The sequence below is a fragment of the Streptomyces sp. NPDC028289 genome, from assembly GCF_055565975.1.
Genome location: NZ_JBVHTI010000002.1, coordinates 1,107,447 through 1,125,358 on the forward strand (window position 1 = coordinate 1,107,447; position 17,912 = coordinate 1,125,358).

Consider the following 17,912-nt stretch of genomic DNA (forward strand, 5'->3'; position numbering starts at 1 on the left):
GACACGAGCCATGACCGAGAGCACCACCATCCGCTGGGAACAGGACGACACCGGCGTCGTCACCCTCGTCCTGGACGACCCCAACCAGTCCGCCAACACCATGAACGCGGCCTTCGCCGAGTCCCTCGCCGCGGTCGCCGACCGACTGGAGGCCGAGCAGGACTCGATCCGGGGCGTCGTCTTCACCTCAGCCAAGAAGACCTTCTTCGCCGGCGGCGACCTGCGCGACCTCATCCGGGTCACCCCCGAGACCGCCCAGGACCTCTTCGACGGCGGCCTCGCCGTCAAGCGCAACCTGCGCCGCATCGAGACCCTCGGCAAGCCGGTCGTCGCCGCCATCAACGGCGCGGCCCTCGGCGGCGGTTTCGAACTCACCCTCGCCTGCCACCACCGCGTCGCCCTCGACACCCCCGGCACCAAGATCGGCTGCCCCGAGGTCACCCTCGGCCTGCTTCCGGGCGGCGGCGGGGTCGTCCGCACGGTCCGCCTCCTCGGCATCGCCGACGCCCTGCTGAAGGTCCTCCTCCAGGGCACCCAGTACAACGCCCGCCGGGCCCAGGAGAACGGCCTGATCCACGAGGTCGCCGACAGTCCCGAGGACCTCCTCGCCAAGGCCCGCGCTTTCATCGACGCGCACCCCGAGTCCCAGCAGCCCTGGGACAAGCCGGGCTACCGGATCCCCGGCGGCACGCCCGCCAACCCCAAGTTCGCCGCCAACCTGCCGGCCTTCCCGGCCAGCCTGCGCAAGCAGACCAACAACGCCCCCTACCCGGCGCCGCGCCGCATCCTCGCCGCCGCCGTCGAGGGCAGCCAGGTCGACTTCGAGACCGCCCAGGTCATCGAGGCCCGCTACTTCGTGGAGCTGGCCGCCGGGCAGATCTCGAAGAACATGATCCAGGCGTTCTTCTTCGACCTCCAGGCCGTCAACTCCGGCGCCAACCGTCCCAAGGGCATCGAACCCCGCAAGGTCACCAAGGTCGCCGTGCTCGGCGCGGGCATGATGGGCGCCGGCATCGCCTACTCGTGCGCCCGCGCGGGCATCGACGTCGTCCTCAAGGACGTGTCGGCGGAGGCCGCCCTCAAGGGCAAGGGCTACTCCGAGAAGCTCTGTGCCAAGGCCGTCGCCAAGGGCCGCACCAGCCAGGAGAAGGCGGACGCGCTGCTCGCCCGGATCACGCCCACCGCCGACCCGCAGGACCTGGCAGGCTGCGACGCGGTCATCGAGGCCGTCTTCGAGGACACCGCCCTCAAGCACAAGGTCTTCCAGGAGATCGAGTCCGTCGTCGCCCCCGACGCCCTGCTCTGCTCCAACACCTCCACGCTCCCCATCACCGCCCTCGCCGAAGGAGTCGAGCGCCAGGCCGACTTCATCGGCCTGCACTTCTTCTCGCCCGTCGACAAGATGCCGCTCGTCGAGATCATCAAGGGCGAGCGGACCGGCGACGAGGCCCTGTCCCGCGCCTTCGACCTGGTCCGGCAGATCAACAAGACGCCGATCGTCGTCAACGACTCGCGCGGCTTCTTCACCTCCCGCGTCATCGGACACTTCATCAACGAGGGCGTCGCCATGGTCGGCGAGGGCATCGAGCCCGCCTCCGTCGAGCAGGCGGCGGCCCAGGCCGGCTACCCGGCCAAGGTGCTCTCCCTGATGGACGAGCTGACCCTGACCCTCCCCCAGAAGATCCGCCGCGAGTCGAAGCTGGCCGTCGAGGAGGCCGGCGGCACCTGGACCGCACATCCCGCCGAGGCGGTCATCGACCGCATGGTCGACGAGTTCGGCCGCCCCGGCCGCAGCGGGGGAGCGGGCTTCTACGACTACGCCGAGGACGGCAGCCGGGCCGCGCTCTGGCCCGGTCTGCGCGAACACTTCACCAAGCCCGGCCACGAGATCCCGTTCCGGGACATGCAGGAGCGCATGCTCTTCTCCGAGGCCCTCGACACGGTCCGCCTCGTGGAGGAAGGCGTCCTCACCTCGGTCGCCGACGCCAACATCGGCTCGCTCTTCGGTATCGGCTTCCCCGGCTGGACCGGCGGCGTCCTGCAGTACATCAACGGATACGGGGGAGGCCTGCCGGGCTTCGTGGCACGCGCGCGTGAGCTCGCCGAGACCTACGGAGAGCGGTTCGCCCCGCCCGCGCTGCTGGTGGCGAAGGCGGAGAAGGGCGAGACCTTCACGGACGGCCGCTGAGCCGACGCCGAGCCGGGTGCGCGGAGCGGATCCTCCTCAGGAGCCGTCGAGCCACTGGTGCACTTCCGCGCTGAGCGACCGCTGGAAGGCGGTCAGCAGCGCCTGGACCACCAGCGGCTGCATGTGGGCGGACAGGGACTTCACGTCCGCCTCGGTCCGCTCCGCCACCTCGGCCCGGAACAGCAGGGACAGCTCGTGCGCGGCCGCCCGCGCGTGCTCGGTCAGGACCGTGCGCGCGGCCAGGATCGCCTTCTCGGACAGCGGTACGTCGAGGAGCTGCACGGCGAGCCGGAGCAGGCCGGGGTCGATGCGGTAGCCGTCCCCGTCGGGCCGTACGACGTCCATGGCGACGAGCCGTTCGACGTCCTCCTCGTCCAGCGGCCGCCCGGCCCGCCGCCGCAGCTCCCCGGCCGTCACGGTCTCCTCGGTGTCCGGGGCCCAGGAGGCCACCACGGCCCGGTGGATGGCCAGGTCGTGGTGGCTGAGACCGGGCGGCAGCTGCCGCACGTAGCGCTCGATCGCCGCCAGCGTCATGCCCTGGTGCTGCAACTCCTCGATCAGCGCCAGCCGGGCCAGGTGATCCCGCCCGTAGTGGCCCACCCGGCGCGGACCGATCACCGGCGGCGGGAGCAGCCCCTTGGTGCCGTAGAAGCGGACCGTGCGGACCGTGGTGCCGGCCCGCGCGGCCAGCTCGTCGATGGTGAGCGCCGGCTCCCCGGAGTCGCCGTCGGTGTCGGTCGTCATGTGGAGCAGTATCGCTGTCACACCGGCACTGTGACACCTGGCGGCACATACGTTGTGTTCGCCAGATGTTCATCTTTACGACAAGGTCATCATCTTGTGAGAAGTTCCGCTCTGTGATCCACATCATCGCTTGCGCACTGTTGCCCGGGGGAAGGTGGCGCCTTGGTCTGTGCACACCACCGAGCGCGCCGACCGACTACGTCCGGACACCCGAGCGCGACCCGCTCGGGCGCACCAGAGAGTGGAACCACCTGTGAGCAAGGACGCCGTGGACACGGCACAGGCTGCCGCCACCCGGACCGACGTGGCCCAGGCGCCCGCGGACGCGGGCGACGCCGGCTACAGCAAGGACCTCAAGGCCCGCCACGTCAACATGATCGCCATCGGCGGCGCGATCGGCACCGGCCTCTTCCTGGGCGCCGGTGGCCGCCTCCACAACGCGGGCCCGGCCCTCGCCCTCGCCTACCTGGTCTGCGGGGTCTTCGCCTTCTTCGTGGTCCGCGCCCTCGGCGAGCTGGTCCTCTACCGCCCCTCCTCCGGTTCCTTCGTGTCGTACGCGCGCGAGTTCCTCGGCGAGAAGGGCGCGTACGTCGCCGGCTGGATGTACTTCCTGAACTGGTCGACCACCGGCATCGCCGACATCACCGCGATCGCGCTCTACACCCACTACTGGAGCATGTTCACGAGCATCCCCCAGTGGACGCTCGCGCTGATCGCCCTCGCCGTGGTCCTGGCGGTGAACCTGATCTCGGTGAAGATCTTCGGCGAGATGGAGTTCTGGTTCGCGATCATCAAGGTCGCCACCCTCGTCGGCTTCATGCTGATCGGCATCTTCCTGCTCGCCACCCAGCACAAGGTCGACGGACAGACCCCGGGCGTGAGCGTCATCAGCGACCACGGCGGTGTCCTGCCGCACGGCCTGATGCCGGTCGTCCTGGTCATGCAGGGCGTGATCTTCGCGTACGCGGCCCTGGAGCTGGTCGGTGTAGCGGCGGGCGAGACCGCCGAGCCCGAGAAGGTCGTCCCGCGCGCGGTGAACTCGATCATGTGGCGTGTCGGCCTCTTCTACGTCGGCTCGGTCGTCCTCCTGGCCCTCCTCCTCCCCGGCTCGGTCTACTCGGCCGACGAGAGCCCCTTCGTCACCGTCCTCTCCAAGATCGGCGTCGCGGGCGCCGGTGACGTGATGAACCTGGTGGTCCTCACCGCGGCGATGTCCTCCCTCAACTCCGGCCTCTACTCCACGGGCCGCATCCTGCGCTCCATGGCGGTGGCCGGCTCGGCCCCGAAGTTCACCGCCCGCATGAACCGCAGCCAGGTGCCCTACGGCGGCATCCTGCTGACCTGCGCGGTCTGTGTGCTCGGCGTCGGCCTGAACTACCTGGTGCCCAGCCAGGCCTTCGAGATCGTGCTGAACGTCGCCTCCCTCGGCATCATCAGCACCTGGGTGATCATCATGCTCTGCCACCTGATCTTCGTCCGCCGCGCGAAGGCGGGCCTGGTCGACCGCCCGGCGTTCCGCCTCCGCTTCAGCCCGGCGACCGAGATCGCCACGATCGCCTTCCTGCTGGTCTGCCTCGGCATGATGGGGAACGACCCCGAGGTCGGCCGCAAGACCCTCCTGCTCATCCCGGTGATCGCCGCCCTGCTGGTGGCCGGCTGGTTCGGCGTCCGCCGCCGGGTCTCCCGGACGGCCGACAGGGAGCTCTCACAGCTCGGGAAGTAGCGGCTCAGAGCCGTTGTCAGTGGCATCGCCTACGGTGGCGTCATGGGGGAGATCACATACATCCGGGGCGACGCCACCACACCGTCGGGCAAGGGCGTCAAGGTCATCGCCCACGTCTGCAACGACCTGGGGGGCTGGGGAAAGGGCTTCGTCCTGGCCCTCTCCCGCCGCTGGCCGGAGCCCGAGAAGGCGTACCGCGCCTGGCACCGCGACCGCGCGAACAACGGCTTCGCCCTGGGCGCGGTCCAGCTGGTCCGCGTCGAGCGCTACATCTGGGTGGCCAACATGATCGGCCAACGGGGCACCAGATCCGGCAGCAAGGGCGTGCCGGTCCGCTACGAGGCGATCGACACGGCGCTGGGCAAGCTGGCCGACGAGGTGATCGAACGCGGCGCGTCCGTGCACATGCCCCGCATCGGCTGCGGCCTGGCGGGCGGCAAATGGTCCCGGATCGAGCCCCTGATAAAGGAGCGGCTGGCGGGGCGGGGTGTCGCGGTCACCGTGTACGACCACGGTGATGAAGCGCCCCTTTAGGGGCGCTGGGGTACCCCCGGCCGAAGGCTGGGGGAGGAACTGCGCGACCAGCCACACACGGCCCGCAGCCCCCCACTCACCGCACCCGGCACCTGCTCAGTGCACGTCGTTCGTAGCCTCGATCCGCTTCCACGACTTCGGCTGGACCGGAGCCACCGCGGCCCTGAATGCAGGCGCCGTGGGCTTGGCCGGCTGGAACAGCCACGCATCGAACAACCCGGACAGCGACTTCCCCGACACCTTCTCCGCATACGCCTCGAAGTCGGCCACGGACGCGTTCCCGTACGCGTGCTCCTTCGGCCACCCCTTCAGAATCGCGAAGAACGCGTCGTCCCCGACCGCGTTCCGCAACGCCTGGACCGCCAGCGCCCCCCGGTCGTAGACAGCGATGTCGAACTGGTCGTCGGGACCGGGATCCCCCGGCTTCACCGTCCAGAACGCGTCGTCGGCCGGATGCGACGCGTACACGTAGTCGGCGAGCTCCTGCGTCGTGCCCTCGCCCTCGTGCTCGGACCACAGCCACTGCGCGTACCGGGCGAAGCCCTCGTTGAGCCAGATGTCCTTCCAGCCCTTGAGGGAGACGTCGTCGCCGTACCACTGGTGGGCCAGCTCGTGCACGACCACCGACGTGTTGGAACCGTTCGCGAACTGCTTCGGGCTGTAGTAGACGCGGGTCTGCGTCTCCAGCGCGTACCCGGTGGTGGTGTTCGGCACGTACCCGCCGGCCGAGCCGAAGGGGTACGGCCCGAAGTAGCCGGAGAGCCAGTCGACGAGCTCCCCGGTGCGCTCCACGCTCGCCCGGGCCGCCCCGTCGTTGTCGCCGAGGTCCTTGCTGTAGGCGTTGACGACCGGCACCCCGCCCTCGGAGGTGCTCGTCGTGATGTCGAACTTCCCGACCGCCAGGGTGGTCAGGTAGGTCGCCTGCGGCTTGTTCTGCCGCCAGTTGTACCGGGTCCAGCCGAGCTTCGAACTCGTCGACTGGAGCTGGCCGTTGGAGATGACCTGGGTACCGTCGGGGACGGCCACCGACACGTCGTAGGTCGCCTTGTCCAGCGGGTGGTCGTTGCTCGGGTACCACCACCAGGCGGCCTCGGGCTCGTCCGCCGCGACCGCGCCGTCCGGCGTGCGGTGCCACGTGTTGAAGCCGTACGCGCTCTTGGCCGACGGCACCCCGCTGTAGCGGACCACCACGGTGATCGGCGTGTCCTTCGCCAGCGGCGACCTGGGGGTGACGACCAGTTCGTGCTGACCGGACGTGGCGAAGTCCGCCTTCACCCCGTTGACGCGCACCTCGCTCACGTCCAGCAGGAAGTCCAGGTCGAAGCTGGACAGGTCCTGCGTGGTGCGCGCCAGGATCGTCGCCGTACCGGCCAGCTCGTCCGTGGCCGGCTGGTACTGCAACCGGAGGTCGTAGTGGGAGACGTCGTAACCGCCGTTGCCGTAGTACGGGTAGTAGGGGTCGCCGATGCCCGGCGCGCCGGGGCTGTAGCTCGCGGCCGATGCCGGGATCGCCAGCAGCAGGGAGGCCGCCGCGAGGGCGCCCGGCGCGAGGATTCTGCGGTGCACGAGAACTCCAGGTCGGTAGGGGGCCGAGGCGCGTCCGCCACACCGCGGCGGGCCGCGCCAAGTCGATGGAGCACGAAACTGTTCGGAGCCTATTCAGTCCCTGTGTCCCCTGGCCTGTCCATGGCACCTGCTGTCACACGATCGCCATTCGGCCGCAATCAGTCCTGACGGTCCCCCAGATGCCCCCTTCTGCACAGGAGTTGACCGGGGTAGCGTCCGCCGCATGCCGAAACGCACGCGCTTCACGATCTGGAGACCGTTCGCCGTCGCGGCCGTCGCAGCCCTGATCGCCGCCTTCCTCACCCCGGCCGCGGCCCAGGCCGCCGGCGCCCCGCGCGAGAGCCGGCCGGTCTACTCGTACGCGAACGCCATCCGCGAGGCCGTCTGGGTGGACACCGGCCTCGACTCCGACGGCGACGGGAAGACCGACCGGGTCGCCGCCGACATCGTCCGGCCCGCCGAACCCGCGGCACAGGGCCGCAAGGTGCCGGTCATCATGGACGCCAGCCCCTACTACTCCTGCTGCGGACGCGGCAACGAGAGCCAGCTGAAGACGTACGACGCCAACGGGAACGTCGTCCAGATGCCGCTCTTCTACGACAACTACTTCGTGCCCCGCGGCTACGCCTTCGTCGGCGTCGACCTGGCCGGCACCAACCGCTCCGACGGCTGTGTGGACGTCGGCGGCCGCTCCGACATCCAGTCCGCGAAGGCCGTCATCGACTGGCTGAACGGCCGGGCGAAGGCCTACAGCAGCCGCACCGGCACCACCACGGTCAAGGCGACCTGGACCAACGGGAAGACCGGCATGATCGGCAAGAGCTGGGACGGCACCATCGCCAACGGCGTGGCCGCCACCGGCGTCAAGGGGCTCAAAACGATCGTCCCGATCAGCGCCATCTCCTCCTGGTACGACTACTACTTCGCCCAGGGCGCCCCGCTGTACGACTCGGGGCCGGACTGGCTGGCAGGCGCGGTGGAGAGCGACGCGGCCTACGCCAAGTGCGGTGCCGTCCAGCAGAAGCTCGTCGACGGCGCCCCGCGCAACGGCGACTGGACCGGCCTGTGGACCGAGCGGGACTACGTCAAGGACGCCGCCAAGGTGAAGGCCAGCGTGTTCCTGGTGCACGGCATGCAGGACCTCAACGTCCGCACCAAGCACTTCGGCCAGTGGTGGGACGCCCTCGCGAAGAACGGCGTCGAGCGCAAGATCTGGCTCTCCCAGACCGGGCACGTCGACCCCTTCGACTACCGGCGCGGCGCCTGGGTGGACACCCTGCACCGCTGGTTCGACCACGAGCTCCTCGGCTACGACAACGGCATCGACCGCGAGCCGACGGCCGACATCGAGCGCCACCCCGACCAGTGGGTGACCTCGTCCGTCTGGCCGCCGCGCGGTACCGGGACCACCACCCTGCGCCCCGCCACCGGCACCCGGCCCGGCGTCGGCACCCTGGGCCTGCGCAAGGGATCCGGCACCGAGACCTTCACGGACGACCCGCAGCAGAGCGAGACCGACTGGGCCGCCCAACTCGCCACCCCGACCTCGGACAAGGCCGGCTTCCTCACCGCGCCGCTCACCCGGGACCTGCGGCTGTCCGGCTCGTCGAAGGTGACCGTCACCGCCACCCCGACCACCTCGACGGCCCACCTGACGGCCGTCCTGGTCGACCTCGGCCCGGACACCGTCCGGGACTACGCCGACGCGGCCGAGGGCATCACCACCCTCACCGACCGCACCTGCTGGGGCGAGAGCACCGCCGGTGACAGCGCCTGCTTCCTGAAGACCGAGGCAAAGACCAAGGCCGTCGACTACACCGTCTTCAGCCGCGGCTGGGCCGACCTCGGCACCTACGCCGACCCCGGCAAGGGCGTCCCGCTCACCCCGGGCAGGGCCTACACGATCACACTCGACCTGGCGGCCACCGACCACGTCGTACCCAAGGGCCACCGCCTGGCACTGATCGTCGCCGGCACGGACAAGGACCTCATCGATCCGCCGTCCACCACCCCGACGCTCACCGTGGACCTGTCCCGTACGACGGCCAGGGTCCCGCTGGTCGGCGGCGCGGCCGCGTTCACCCGCGCGACCGCCGCCCGCTGGACCGCCCCCGAGAAGACCGCCCTGCGCGGCGTCCGCGCCCCGCGCACCGTCCAGCGCGTCCCCGCGAGCTGACCGCTCAGGCGGCCGGGCCGGTGTCCACCAGCCCGGCCGCCTCCCGCGCACATCCCCAGGCGACCGTGACCCCGGCCCCGCCGTGCCCGTAGTTGTGGATCAGCACTCCGCCGTCCGGCCGGAGCTCGTGCTCCAGGCGGACCGCCGACCGGTACGGCCGCAGCCCCACCCGGTGCGCCAGCACCCGCGCCCCGGCGATCTCCGGCCGCACCGCCGCGCAGCGCGCCACGATCCCGGCCGCGACCTTCGGATCCGGCTCCAGCGACCAGGCGTCCTCCTCCGCCGTACCCCCGAGCAGCAGCCCGCCGGGCTGCGGGAAGAAGTAGGCGGACGCGCCCCCCGCCACCTCGTCGGACGTGTACCAGGTGGTGATCCCGGGGTTCTCCACCACGACCAGCTGCCCACGCACCGGACGCACCGCCGGATCCGGGACGAGCGAACGGGCCCCGAGCCCGGTGCAGTTGACCACGACCGGCGCGGGCACCTCGCCCAGCGCCGCCACCACCCGCTCCTCGACCGTCCCGCCCGCCCGCTCCAACCGCCCACGCAGCCACGCCAGATGGACCGGCATGTCGATCAACGGCAGCCGGGCCGTCACACCTTCACCCGTCTCGGCCAGCCCGGGAACCTCCGCCGCCCACGCGCCCAGCCCGTCCAGCCGCAGGCCGTCGTGTACGCCCTCGACCAGGCGTACGCCCGTCTCCTCCGGCCGAGTCGCCAACTCCCCGTACACGACGAGGGAGGCGAGCGCCCATTCCCCGACCAGCGCCTCCGGCTCGATGCGGTACGGCCACCACAGCGCGCCGGCGACCGCCGAGGTCGTACGCCCGCCGGTCTCCCGGGCCCACACCCGCACCCGGCGCCCGCCCTCGGCCAGCACCACCGCCGTGGTCAGTCCGACGACCCCGCCGCCGACCACGATCACCTCGTCACTCAGCTCAGGCTGCACACCGTGACGTTAGCGGAATATGTCATGCCGCGCTCAGATCGTCCCGCTCTGGGGATACTCACAGCATGTCTGCCGCATACGCGACCTTCGGCCTGGCCCCGGCGATGCGCGCCGGCGGTGTCCTCGCCGACGGCGGCTACCAGCTCCACCGGGACTTCGTGGACTTCGTCGTCGACGGTCACCCGCTGCTGTTCCAGCTCTCCGACCTGGACGCCGTCTCACCGCTCGCCTCCGACGTCCCGCCCGCGATCTTCACCGCCCAGGTCCGCAGCCTCTTACTGGAGTCCGAGGCCCCGCTGCCCGACGGCCGGTACGTCGTCTACGGCTGCCCCGAGTGCGAGGACCTGGCCTGCGGCGCGGTCACCGCGGTCATCGAGCGCGACGGCGACGACTACGTCTGGCGTGACTTCGCCTGGCAGACCTCCGAACACGCCGACCTGGAGCTCAACGGCTACCACGGCATCGGCCCGTTCCGCTTCCACGGCCCCGAGTACCGCGAAGCCCTCGGCGCGCTCCTGGCGGACTCCGGCCCGCCGCCCGGCCGCCGGGTGCTGCTGATCGGCGCCCGCGTCGCCCTCCTCGCCAAGCTGGCCGCCGCCCTGCGCACCATCGGCATCGGAGCCGACATCACCCGCGACGCCGACGGTGTCCCCGCCGAGGAACTCCGCGGTTACGCGGCCGTCGTCTTCGGCCCCGCGGTCGGCGAGGCCGAGCGGACCGCCGTACGCCGGGCGTTCGAGCGGGCGGGCGTGGCGGTGGCCCACGTCGACGGACTCGCCCCGATCGTCCCGCTCCTCGTCGCCCAGATCGAGCACGCCCTCGACCGCAGCCCGCTCCCGCAGCGCCGGCTGGCCGGGCTGGCCGCCGCCGACGGCACCGCCGGCATCGAGGTCACCTCGCCCTGCCGGGTGCGGCTCACGGCGTACCGCCTCGACCGTCTCGCGCGGCCCCGCACCCACGAAGTCTTCGACGGCGTCCTGGAACCCGGCCGCCACCGCATCCCGCTGGACGGCAGGGCGGCCAAGGGCGGCTCCTTCGTCGTGGCCCGCACCTCCGGGAGCGTGCTGGTGGCGGCGCTGGAGCGCTGACCGGGGAAGAACAGGGCTGAGGACGGGCAGCCCGGCACATTAGGATCGGCGTTCTGATGACTGCCACCCTCGTCGCCAAGAACCTCGCCGCCGGGCACGGCGACCGCTCGCTCTTCTCCGGGCTCGACCTCGTCGTCGCGCCCGGTGACGTGATCGGTCTGGTCGGTGCCAACGGCGCGGGCAAGTCCACCCTGCTCCGGCTGCTCGCCGGGCTCACCGCCCCCGACCAGGGCGAACTGCGCCTCTCCCCGCCGACCGCGACCGTCGGCCACCTGCCCCAGGAGCCGGAGCGGCGGCCGGGCGAGACCGTGCGCGCCTTCCTCGCCCGGCGCACCGGGGTCGCCGAGGCGCAGCGCGTGATGGACGAGGCGACCCAGGCCCTGGTCGACGGCGCACCGGGCGCCGACGACGCCTACGCCACCGCCCTGGAGCGCTGGCTCGACCTCGGCGGCGCCGACCTGGAGGAGCGGGCCGAGGAGGTCGCCGACTCCCTCGGCCTGGCCGTCGACCTCGACCAGCCGATGACCGCCCTCTCCGGCGGCCAGGCCGCCCGCGCCGGCCTCGCCTCCCTCCTCCTCTCCCGCTACGACGTCTTCCTCCTCGACGAGCCCACCAACGACCTCGACCTGGACGGCCTGGAACGCCTCGAACGGTTCGTGACCGGCCTGCGCGCCGGCACGGTCGTCGTCAGCCACGACCGCGAGTTCCTCACCCGCACGGTCACCAAGGTGCTCGAACTCGACCTCGCCCAGCAGCAGATCCACCTCTACGGTGGCGGCTACGACGCCTACCTGGAGGAACGCGACGTGGCCCGCCGGCACGCCCGCGAGGGCTACGAGGAGTACGCCGACAAGAGGGCCGCCCTCCAGGACCGGGCCCAGATGCAGCGTTCCTGGATGGACAAGGGCGTCAAGAACGCCCGGCGCAAGGCGTCGAACGACAACGACAAGATCGGCCGCAAGTTCCGCAGCGAGGCCAGCGAGAAGCAGGCCGCGAAGGCCCGCCAGACCCAGCGCATGATCGAGCGCCTGGAGGTCGTCGAGGAGCCCCGCAAGGAGTGGGAACTGCGCATGGAGATCGCGGCTGCCCCGCGCTCCGGCGCCGTCGTCGCCACCCTGCGGGACGCGGAGGTACGGCGCGGCGACTTCACCTTCGGCCCGGTGTCCCTCCAGATCGACTGGGCGGACCGGGTCGCGGTGACCGGCGCGAACGGCGCGGGCAAGTCGACGCTGCTCGCCGCGCTGCTGGGCCGGGTGCCGCTGGACGGCGGGCACGCGGCCCTCGGCCCGGGCGTCCTGGTCGGCGAGGTCGACCAGGCCCGCAAGCTCTTCCACGGCACCGAGTCCCTGCTGGACGCCTTCTGCGCGGCCGTACCGGACACCGAACCGGTCGAAGTACGCACCCTGCTGGCCAAGTTCGGCCTCAAACAGGACCACGTACTCCGGTCGGCGGCCACCCTCTCCCCGGGCGAACGCACCCGCGCCGCCCTGGCCCTCCTCCAGGGCCGGGGCGTCAACCTCCTCGTCCTGGACGAGCCGACCAACCACCTCGACCTGCCCGCCATCGAACAACTCGAGTCGGCTCTCGACGCCTACGAGGGCACCCTCCTCCTCGTCACCCACGACCGCCGCATGCTGGACGCGGTCCGCGTCACCCGCCGCCTGGAGGTTGCGGCGGGCAAGGTGACGGAACGCTGAAAGCGCCCTGACCGAAGGCGCCCCCGCGTCCTCACCGTACGCTGCGATCATCGTCGGACAACGGCAGGGAGGGACCATGGGCACACCGAAGCGCCCGGCCTTGCGGATCGTGAACGAACAGGACGTCCTCGCGCAGTTGCGCGGCACCCAGGACCGCATCGCGGACGCGATCACCGCCTTCGCCGGCACCATGACGTTCGTCTACCTGCACGCCCTGTGGTTCGCGGTCTGGATCGTCTGCAACGAGGGCGTGTTCGGCGTGGGCGCGATCTGGGATCCGTTCCCCTTCGGCCTGCTCACCATGATCGTCAGCCTGGAGGCGATCTTCCTGTCCACCTTCGTGATGGTGAGCCAGAACCGCCAGGCCGCTCGCGAGAACGTCCGCGCCGACCTGGACTTCGAGACCAACGTGCGCTCGGAGGTGTGGTCCATCCACATGGGCCGGGCCCTCGGCGTCGACCCCGTGGAGGTCGAGCGGCACGTCCAGGAAGTGCTCGCGGAGAACCGCGCCCGGATGAACGGCACCGCCCAGCCTCCGCAGGGGACATGATCTGCGGTCCGGGTCAGGCAGCGGAGCCAAAAGTGGTGACGCCGAGCTTTTCGTCGCACGGGGAGAGGTTCGGACCGGCCACCAGGGTCAGCGGCCGGGAGCCGCCGGGCAGGCGGATGTCCACGCCGTAGCGGGCGCCCACCCCCGGGCACGCATCGTCCGCGTGCAGCACGAACGACGTGGTGTGACCCGGGGCGAGCAGGACGGCGGGCGGGGCGCCCAGCAGGCCGGCCACCAGAACCTGTCCTCCACCCCGTGTGCGTATGACCGGAACGCTATGCACGATCACGGGGCGCCCACAGATACGACGCCGAGTTGACATGCCCCTTTCGTCTGACGTTCACCGGCCACCCCGCCCGGCCTCCTCGGCCGCCCGCTCCACCCGGTCCCGGTGCTCGGCCCAGGCCGCCGCGTCGCCGGGCGCCATGTTGGCGCCGTCCGCCCGCTGCCCCGTCGCCCCGTCGACGAGCTCACGCACGATGTCGGCGTGACCGGCGTGCCGTTGGGTCTCGGCGACCATGTGCGTGAGGACGCGGTGGAGGGTGATGTCCTTCGGCGGGTCGGCCGGCAGTCGCCCGACCGCGTCGAGCGGCAGAGCGGTGATCGTCTCGTCCGAGTGGGTCCAGATCCGCCGGTACACGCCGACCATCTCCGCCCGCGTCTCGTCGGCCCGCGCCCACAGATCTCCGTTGGGTTCCGTGTCGCCGGTGAACCACAACCTCGGTGCCCCGTCGAAGGGCCGCCCGAACGTCGCCCCGAAGTACCAGGCCTCGGCACCGGCGAGATGCTTGACCAGCCCCAGCAGATTCGTACCGGTGGGAGTCAGCGGCCGCCGGATGTCGTACTCGGACAACCCCTCCAGCTTCCACAACAGCACGTCACGGGCGTCCTGGAGATAGGTCTGGAGATCGGTTTTGAAGTCTGATCCAGTCATGGGCCCAGTGTCCGGACCGACGGATCTTCGTCCACCGAATTAGGCGCACCGGAACACACCGGCGGGCGAACCGCGCCCCGTCAGGGGCGCTGGGGGTACCCCCGGCCGAAGGCAGGGGGAGGAACTGCGCGACCAGCCACAACCGACCCGCAGCTCCCCACCGCCCCCGGAAGGCGTCGTCAGCGCTTGCCGTCCTTCCCGCCCAGCAGGCCGGCCCGGCGCAGAGCATCGGCCATCGCACTGTTCGCGGGCGCAGGCGCCGACGCCTGACGGGCGCCGCCCCCCTGCCGCTGCTGCTGTCGCTGCTGCGGCGGACGCCCGTTGCCACTCCGCTGCTGCTGTCGGCGCTCACCGCCGGAGGCCGGCGCGGCCTCGTCGTCCAGCCTCAGCGTCAGCGAGATCCGCTTGCGCGGGATGTCCACGTCGAGGACCTTCACCTTGACGATGTCACCGGGCTTCACCACGTCCCGCGGGTCCTTGACGAACGTCTTGGACATCGCGGAGACATGGACCAGGCCGTCCTGGTGCACACCGACGTCGACGAACGCACCGAAGGCCGCCACGTTCGTCACGACCCCCTCCAGGACCATCCCGGAGGACAGGTCGGAGATCTTCTCGACGCCCTCCTTGAAGGTGGCCGTCTTGAAGGCCGGACGCGGGTCGCGCCCCGGCTTCTCCAGCTCCTTGAGGATGTCGGTGACGGTCGGCAGACCGAACGTCTCGTCCACGAAGTCCGACGGCCGCAGCGAGCGCAGCGCCCCCGTGTTGCCGATGAGCGCGGCCACCTCCTGGCCCGACGTCTTCACCATCCGCCGTACGACGGGATACGCCTCGGGGTGGACGCTCGACGCGTCCAGCGGGTCGTCGCCGCCGCGGATGCGCAGGAAGCCCGCGCACTGCTCGTACGCCTTGGGGCCGAGCCGGGCCACGTTCTTCAGCTGGCCGCGGGAGGTGAAGGGGCCGTTGGCGTCGCGGTGGGCCACGATGTTCTCGGCGAGCCCGGAGGTGATGCCGGAGACCCGGGCGAGGAGCGGGGCCGACGCCGTGTTGACGTCCACGCCCACGCCGTTCACACAGTCCTCGACCACCGCGTCCAGCGACCGCGACAGCTTCACCTCGGACAGGTCGTGCTGGTACTGGCCGACGCCGATCGACTTGGGGTCGATCTTCACCAGCTCCGCGAGGGGGTCCTGGAGCCGGCGGGCGATGGAGACGGCGCCGCGCAGCGACACGTCCATGTCGGGCAGCTCCTGGGAGGCGAAGGCGGAGGCCGAGTACACGGACGCGCCGGCTTCGGACACCATCACCTTGGTGAGCTTCAGGTCCGGGTGCCTGGTGATGAGCTCACCGGCGAGCTTGTCGGTCTCGCGCGACGCCGTGCCGTTGCCGATCGCGACCAGGTCGACCGCGTGCTCCTTGGCGAGCCGGGCCAGCTTGGCGATCGCCTCGTCCCACTTGTTGGCCGGGACGTGCGGGTAGATGACGTCGGTGGCGACCACCTTGCCCGTGGCGTCCACGACGGCGACCTTCACGCCGGTCCGGAAACCGGGGTCCAGGCCCAGCGTCGCCCGGGTGCCGGCCGGGGCGGCGAGCAGCAGGTCGCGCAGGTTCGCCGCGAACACGTTGACCGCCTCGTCCTCGGCGGCCGTGCGCAGCCGCAGCCGCAGGTCGATGCCGAGGTGGACGAGGATCCGGGTGCGCCAGGCCCAGCGGACCGTGTCCGACAGCCACTTGTCGGCCGGTCGGCCCCGGTCGGCGATCCCGAACCTGTGGGCGACGATCCCCTCGAACGAGGACGGGCCCTCGGTCGGCTCCTCCGGCTCCAGGACGAGGTCGAGGACCTCCTCCTTCTCGCCGCGCAGCATCGCCAGGATGCGGTGCGAGGGCAGTTCGGTGAACGGCTCGGCGAACTCGAAGTAGTCGGCGAACTTCGCGCCGGCCTCCTCCTTGCCGTCCTTCACCTTCGCGGCGAGCCGGCCGCGCACCCACATGCGCTCGCGCAGCTCGCCGATCAGGTCGGCGTCCTCCGAGAAGCGCTCGGTGAGGATCGCGCGGGCACCGTCCAGGGCGGCCTGCGGATCGGCGACACCCTTGTCGGCGTCGACGAAGGCGGCGGCGGCCGCCAGCGGCTCCACCCCCGGATCCCCGAGCAGCCCCTCGGCCAGCGGTTCGAGACCGGCCTCCCGCGCGATCTGCGCCTTGGTCCGCCGCTTCGGCTTGTACGGCAGGTAGACGTCCTCGAGCCGGGCCTTGGTCTCGGCGCCCCGGATCTGCGCCTCCAGCTCGGCGGTGAGCTTGCCCTGCTCCCGCACCGACTCCAGGATCGCGCTCCGCCGCTCCTCCAGCTCCCGCAGGTAGCGCAGCCGCTCCTCGATCGTGCGCAGCTGCGCGTCGTCGAGCATCTCGGTCGCTTCCTTGCGGTAGCGGGCGATGAAGGGCACCGTCGAACCGCCGTCGAGCAGCTCCACGGCAGCCTTGACCTGCCGCTCCCGTACGCCGAGCTCCTCGGCGATCCTGCCTTCGATGGACCCTGGAACCAGGGACCCGGGTGTCGTCACGATCCCGTACCGCCTTCTCCACTGAGGTTGCGCCGCAATTGTGGCAGGTGACACCGACAACCGGGCGCCAGGGCGCCGTTACGCGACACGAACTCACCACGAATCCCTCGCACACCCGGGGATCCGGTCGCACACCTGAATGAATCAGGCGAAGGGATCGCCCCGTCTCGATGGCCCGCCGCCGGCGCTGCCCCCTGCGTCACCCCTTGCCGAGGAGATCCGCGGGAAACGCCCCCGCGGCCACCGCCGCCCTCGCGAAGCCCGCCGCCAGTTCTGTCAGCCGGGTCACTCCGTCGGCGCCCAGGTGCTCGTACGGTGCCCGGTCCAGGCGGTCCGTCTCCGTCTCGATCTCCACCCGCAGGGCCACCCCCGCCTCGGTCAGCTCGCCCGCCGCGTCGAGCAGGCCGCGCTCCTGCAGCCGTTCCACCGCCGCGTCCCAGTCGTCCTGGCTCCAGCCGCGCGTGGCGAACACCCACTTCGGAGCCATGCCCTTGCCGGTCGCCGTGTGCGTCACCACCGCCTCGAGCCCGTCGAGACCGGCGACCAGCAGCGCCGCGAGGTGCCCGTCGCCGCGGTGCTCGCGCAGCAGCGTGCCCGCGTACCAGTAAGCGAGGTGGGGCTCCTGCGGCACCGGCAGGTCGGCGTGGGCGGCGTACAGCGGGCGGCCGGAGCGCGAGCAGGCCTCGGTGGCGCGCAGCGCGAGCCGCGCGGCCTCGGCCATCGGGTCGGAGACCACCGCGTCCGCGCCGAGCAGCCGCCGCATCGACGCGTCGACCGCACGCGCGCGTGCGGCGAGGACGTCCTTCGGGGACGCGGTCTCCCAGACGGCCGGCACGTGCCGGGCCACAAGGTCGTACTTGTAGTTGTAGAACGTCGCCGTCACCGTGCCGGCCCCGACCGGCCCCAACGCGGCCGCCCGCACCGCGAAGTTGACGGCCCGCGGATGGGTGACCCCGAGCGCGGCCAGTTCCTCGGCCAGCTCGGGGCTGAAGAAGTGGGTCGCGTGCAGGGAATTGAGCAGGTTGTGGCAGCGGCGGCCGGCGCGCGGCTCCAGGACGGCGGTTGTCATGGCGGCACGCTACTTACTGGTTGGTACGGACTTCCAGTGTCCGGCCGGATACCGGCCCGGCACTCCATCCGGCATGGCAGGAAAGGTGGGCTGCTCGTCATTGCGGCCATCGCCGGACCGGCCGACAATCGAGGGC

Annotated in this window: 14 protein-coding genes; 7 read left to right on the top strand and 7 right to left on the bottom strand. The window is 71.3% G+C overall.

The features are described from left to right. Positions 1-10 precede the first annotated feature (10 nt). On the top strand, positions 11-2,188 hold the full coding sequence (locus tag ACZ4UV_RS12910) for a 3-hydroxyacyl-CoA dehydrogenase NAD-binding domain-containing protein (RefSeq protein WP_467837739.1): 2,178 nt from the start codon (positions 11-13) through the stop codon (positions 2,186-2,188). A 36-nt stretch (positions 2,189-2,224) separates the two neighbouring features. Here the strand turns inward: ACZ4UV_RS12910 and ACZ4UV_RS12915 are convergent, their stop codons facing one another. Next, positions 2,225-2,932: a MerR family transcriptional regulator gene (locus ACZ4UV_RS12915; RefSeq protein ID WP_351490797.1), complete on the bottom strand. Its 708-nt coding sequence runs from the start codon at positions 2,930-2,932 to the stop codon at positions 2,225-2,227. Positions 2,933-3,185: 253 nt separating this feature from the next. On the opposite strand from ACZ4UV_RS12915, the gene ACZ4UV_RS12920 reads away from it, so the two are divergent. Together ACZ4UV_RS12920 and ACZ4UV_RS12925 are read left to right on the top strand one after the other, a co-directional pair. Then, on the top strand, positions 3,186-4,655 hold the full coding sequence (locus tag ACZ4UV_RS12920; RefSeq protein ID WP_390037036.1) for an amino acid permease: 1,470 nt from the start codon (positions 3,186-3,188) through the stop codon (positions 4,653-4,655). Positions 4,656-4,697: 42 nt separating this feature from the next. Then, on the top strand, positions 4,698-5,189 hold the full coding sequence (locus tag ACZ4UV_RS12925) for a macro domain-containing protein (RefSeq protein WP_451018592.1): 492 nt from the start codon (positions 4,698-4,700) through the stop codon (positions 5,187-5,189). A gap of 96 nt (positions 5,190-5,285) precedes the next feature. Here ACZ4UV_RS12925 and ACZ4UV_RS12930 read toward each other — a convergent pair whose 3' ends face one another. Further along, positions 5,286-6,755 (bottom strand): M1 family metallopeptidase, encoded by a 1,470-nt coding sequence (locus ACZ4UV_RS12930; protein WP_451018593.1) that lies wholly within the window; start codon positions 6,753-6,755, stop codon positions 5,286-5,288. 223 nt (positions 6,756-6,978) lie between these two features. Between ACZ4UV_RS12930 and ACZ4UV_RS12935 the strand changes: the two genes are divergently transcribed. Then, positions 6,979-8,931 carry a Xaa-Pro dipeptidyl-peptidase gene (locus ACZ4UV_RS12935; protein WP_467837743.1) on the top strand — a complete coding sequence of 651 codons (1,953 nt, stop codon included), beginning with the start codon at positions 6,979-6,981 and terminating at the stop codon, positions 8,929-8,931. A gap of 4 nt (positions 8,932-8,935) precedes the next feature. Here ACZ4UV_RS12935 and ACZ4UV_RS12940 read toward each other — a convergent pair whose 3' ends face one another. Further along, positions 8,936-9,880 (bottom strand): FAD-dependent oxidoreductase, encoded by a 945-nt coding sequence (locus ACZ4UV_RS12940; protein WP_451016798.1) that lies wholly within the window; start codon positions 9,878-9,880, stop codon positions 8,936-8,938. 65 nt (positions 9,881-9,945) lie between these two features. On the opposite strand from ACZ4UV_RS12940, the gene ACZ4UV_RS12945 reads away from it, so the two are divergent. From ACZ4UV_RS12945 to ACZ4UV_RS12955, 3 genes are all read left to right on the top strand, one after another. Continuing rightward, on the top strand, positions 9,946-10,968 hold the full coding sequence (locus ACZ4UV_RS12945; protein WP_451016799.1) for an oxidoreductase: 1,023 nt from the start codon (positions 9,946-9,948) through the stop codon (positions 10,966-10,968). A gap of 56 nt (positions 10,969-11,024) precedes the next feature. Then, a complete protein-coding gene (locus ACZ4UV_RS12950; protein WP_451016800.1) occupies positions 11,025-12,665 on the top strand; it encodes an ABC-F family ATP-binding cassette domain-containing protein in 1,641 nt (546 codons plus the stop codon). Positions 12,666-12,741: 76 nt separating this feature from the next. Further along, complete coding sequence (locus tag ACZ4UV_RS12955; protein ID WP_451016801.1) at positions 12,742-13,215, top strand: DUF1003 domain-containing protein; 474 nt, start codon at positions 12,742-12,744, stop codon at positions 13,213-13,215. A gap of 13 nt (positions 13,216-13,228) precedes the next feature. Here ACZ4UV_RS12955 and ACZ4UV_RS12960 read toward each other — a convergent pair whose 3' ends face one another. From ACZ4UV_RS12960 to ACZ4UV_RS12975, 4 genes are all read right to left on the bottom strand, one after another. After that, positions 13,229-13,450, bottom strand: coding sequence for a hypothetical protein (locus ACZ4UV_RS12960; RefSeq protein WP_451016802.1), 222 nt, complete (start codon positions 13,448-13,450; stop codon positions 13,229-13,231). A 105-nt stretch (positions 13,451-13,555) separates the two neighbouring features. Next, positions 13,556-14,149 carry a DinB family protein gene (locus ACZ4UV_RS12965; RefSeq protein ID WP_451016803.1) on the bottom strand — a complete coding sequence of 198 codons (594 nt, stop codon included), beginning with the start codon at positions 14,147-14,149 and terminating at the stop codon, positions 13,556-13,558. Between the two features lie 179 nt (positions 14,150-14,328). After that, complete coding sequence (locus ACZ4UV_RS12970) at positions 14,329-16,707, bottom strand: Tex family protein (RefSeq protein ID WP_467837747.1); 2,379 nt, start codon at positions 16,705-16,707, stop codon at positions 14,329-14,331. A 199-nt stretch (positions 16,708-16,906) separates the two neighbouring features. Next, entirely contained in the window at positions 16,907-17,776 is an 870-nt protein-coding gene (locus tag ACZ4UV_RS12975; protein ID WP_451016805.1) for an SCO6745 family protein, read from the bottom strand. Positions 17,777-17,912 lie beyond the last annotated feature (136 nt).

What these genes read in the sequence shown, in the direction of transcription:
- ACZ4UV_RS12910 (WP_467837739.1), top strand. Translation starts at nt 11, where the DNA reads ATGACCGAGAGCACCACCATCCGCTGGGAACAGGACGACACCGGCGTC.
- ACZ4UV_RS12915 (WP_351490797.1), bottom strand. Translation starts at nt 2,932, where the DNA reads ATGACGACCGACACCGACGGCGACTCCGGGGAGCCGGCGCTCACCATC.
- ACZ4UV_RS12925 (WP_451018592.1), top strand. Translation starts at nt 4,698, where the DNA reads ATGGGGGAGATCACATACATCCGGGGCGACGCCACCACACCGTCGGGC.
- ACZ4UV_RS12935 (WP_467837743.1), top strand. Translation starts at nt 6,979, where the DNA reads ATGCCGAAACGCACGCGCTTCACGATCTGGAGACCGTTCGCCGTCGCG.
- ACZ4UV_RS12945 (WP_451016799.1), top strand. Translation starts at nt 9,946, where the DNA reads ATGTCTGCCGCATACGCGACCTTCGGCCTGGCCCCGGCGATGCGCGCC.
- ACZ4UV_RS12950 (WP_451016800.1), top strand. Translation starts at nt 11,025, where the DNA reads ATGACTGCCACCCTCGTCGCCAAGAACCTCGCCGCCGGGCACGGCGAC.
- ACZ4UV_RS12955 (WP_451016801.1), top strand. Translation starts at nt 12,742, where the DNA reads ATGGGCACACCGAAGCGCCCGGCCTTGCGGATCGTGAACGAACAGGAC.
- ACZ4UV_RS12965 (WP_451016803.1), bottom strand. Translation starts at nt 14,149, where the DNA reads ATGACTGGATCAGACTTCAAAACCGATCTCCAGACCTATCTCCAGGAC.
- ACZ4UV_RS12975 (WP_451016805.1), bottom strand. Translation starts at nt 17,776, where the DNA reads ATGACAACCGCCGTCCTGGAGCCGCGCGCCGGCCGCCGCTGCCACAAC.